Annotated in this window: 1 protein-coding gene; it reads right to left on the bottom strand. The window is 61.2% G+C overall.

Annotated features, from left to right (window positions below; genetic code table 11):
* Nucleotides 1–2,802: DUF6531 domain-containing protein (locus L8H52_RS30225; RefSeq protein ID WP_242210161.1), on the bottom strand; the 2,802-nt coding region annotated here is incomplete at both ends.

Below are 2,802 nucleotides of genomic sequence, written 5' to 3'. Positions count from 1 at the left end.
GCCGAGGCGATCGTATTGGTAGGTGACCTTGACCCCGTCGGGCAGGGTTTTGACCAGCAGCCGGCCTGCAGCATCGCGTTTATACGCCGTGACCAGTTGCGAGCCGTCATCACCGAACTCGGTCTTTTCCAGCAGATGGCCGTTGAGGTCATAGGCATATGCCGTGCGCCGGCCGTCAAAACCGCTTTCCTGACGAATCAGGCCGGTCGGCGTGTAATCCAGCCGGTATTTTTCCCCGGATTCGTTTTCAATCTCGGTGAGCAATAACTGCGCATGGTCATAGCGGTACTGCACCCGCGTGCCGTCGGGGTTGATCCGCCGCGAGACCAGATGCAGATCATCGTCGTATTCGTAGCGGGTGATGCGCCCCAGTTCATCGCGCTCGGCGGTGACCTGACCGTAGGCGCCGTAGCTGTAGGCGCGGGTCGCACCGTCAGGAAGTGTCGTCTGAATCAGTCGGCCAACGGCGTCCCAATGCTGGCGGGTGACTGCCGCGTGTTCGTCGGCGGTCGTGGTCCGCCGCCCCAGCGCGTCGTAGGAAAAGCGCCGCACGCCGCCGTCGGGCAAGGTTTCTTCGGTCAGTTGGCCAAGGCTGTTCCAGACCAGTCGATGCCGGCTGCTGTCCGGGTAGCGGATCGACAGCAACTGACCCCGGGTGTTGTAGTAGTAATGGGTGACCTGCCCGTCGGGGTCGACCGCTTCGGTGACATCGCCCTCGGCATTGCGCCGGTAGATCCACACCGCCTCGCCGCGAGAACGTTTATGCAGGAAACCGTTGCGGTACTCGTAGGACGTGGGCGCCTCGTCCGGTGGAATCAGCGCAATCAGCCGTCCGACCTTGTCGTAGCGGTATTCAGTGACCGCGCCCAACGCATCCTGCTCGGCGATCAAACGCCCGGCATCGTCATAGGCCTTGAGCTGCTCGCCACCGTCCGCCGAGACTTTACGCACCAGTCGCGCACGCTCATCGTGGACGTAAACCTCTTCGGTGCCGTCGACGTAATGCACCGCGACGCTGCCGTCCTCTGACCAGACGTAGCGCGTGTTCATCTGCGAGAACGACGCCCAGTGCCGCACACAACGCGCCGCTTTCCCTGACCGTTCCCACTCCCAAAAGAAGCTCGCGCCCCCAGCCAGTTGCCGCTGCAGGATCACGTGGGCGTCGTCGTAGTCGTAACGCTCGCTGTCACCGACGGCGTTGGTCGCTTCGATCAGGTGCTGATAAGCGTCGTAGCGGTAACTGACCAGCGCTTGTTCGGTGCTCCAGACACCCTCGCGAAACACCTGGTAATCCACACCGAGCAACTGCGCCCGGTCATAGCGCAACAGCAGCGAACGCCCGGCGCCGTTGTCCAGTCGCTGCACCCGGTCAGACCGATCGCGCTGCACCGTCAGACGATTGCCATAGGCATCACTGATCGCCGTCAGCCGTCCTGCACGAAAGTGATAAAACCGCGCCGTGTCCCCGGCCAGCGCCAGGATCAGCTCTTCCGGTTCATCACCCAGAAAGATCGCCGCCCGCGACAGGCTGTTGTGAATCGCCGGTCGCTCAATACTCGGCAGCGGAAACCGTGTTCGCCGGTTTTCGTGGTCGACCCAAACAACCTCATCAGCGAAAAACTCCAGCCGATGCGCCAGCGAATGACTCCAGCCAAACCCCAACCCAACATCGATTTCGGCGGCACTAGAGCGATACAACCGGCTGAACTCAAACGGCAACACGCCATCGAGCACGGCATCGCTCAGGGTCAGCAGTTCCTCGCCGGTGACCATCGACACCGGACAACCGTTGGTGCACGTACGCGGCACACAATCAGCGCTGTCACCGTTGGGGTTTTTCGCCTGATCCGGCGAGTCGTCATGCGGCTCATGCCGCTCGATCCGGCTCGAACCGCCAGACTTGTCCCGCACAACAGGCGCCGGATTCGGCACCGTCAACACCACAGAATCGGCCTGACGAATGTTCAGCGGTATCGACGGTGTCGGTTTCAACTCAACGTCACGCACATTGAGCATCAGCGGCTTCAAAACGCTGGCATGCCGCGTCAGATCCGCCGAGGACGTCAGTTCGGCCAAACGCAACGCCGACGCCGCCAGCCATTCCCGCGCCCGCGGCGACTTGATCTTCGCCAGCACCTTGCTGCTCAAACGCAGTGGCACGCCGACGCCGCCCGACATCCCCATCAACAGAAAACTGATCAGCAGTTCGACCCGCACCTCGGCCACCACTTCGACCAAATGTTGCGGCGGCAGCATCTTCAACCAACTGGTGAACGCGGCCAGATGAATGAACAGCAGTGGCTCGTCACTGAGGATCAGCAAGCCATTGGCAATGGCGTCGCCGGAGGCATTCAACAACGCCTCAAGCTCGGCCTCGCTGAGGTATTCCAGCAATTTTTCACTGTTGGCCTGCAAGTCGGCGAGCAGGGCGAATACCTGTTTGATGTCATCCCAAACGCCATTCAGAGCTTTCTCGAACCCGCGCCAGTCGGCCTGTTGCAACTGACCGTAACGGTCAAGAAATCCGGCGCTGGAAAACTCAGTCCACGGTGGCTGAAACCCTGCCCATTCAGCGCGCAGCCAGCCTTCCAGGCCTGCAATGACACCCTCATAAGAGGCATACAGAGCGCGCACATGGTCGGTGGACACATCGGGAAAGAAGGTGATGCGATAACGCTGGCCCCGATCGCAATTGGTCACCTGCAGAATGCCGCTGGGGCCGATGGTGTAATGCAGCGCTTCGCCAAAAATCAGCTCACCGCCGACATCGGCAAGCACCGGTTCGAGCGTCACCGGTGTGTT

The sequence above is a fragment of the Pseudomonas sp. CROZ-RG-20F-R04-15 genome (genome assembly GCF_022662375.1).
Classification (GTDB): Bacteria; Pseudomonadota; Gammaproteobacteria; order Pseudomonadales; family Pseudomonadaceae; genus Aquipseudomonas.
Note: the sequence above shows the minus strand (reverse complement) of the source record. Positions and strands in the feature narration are given on the sequence as shown.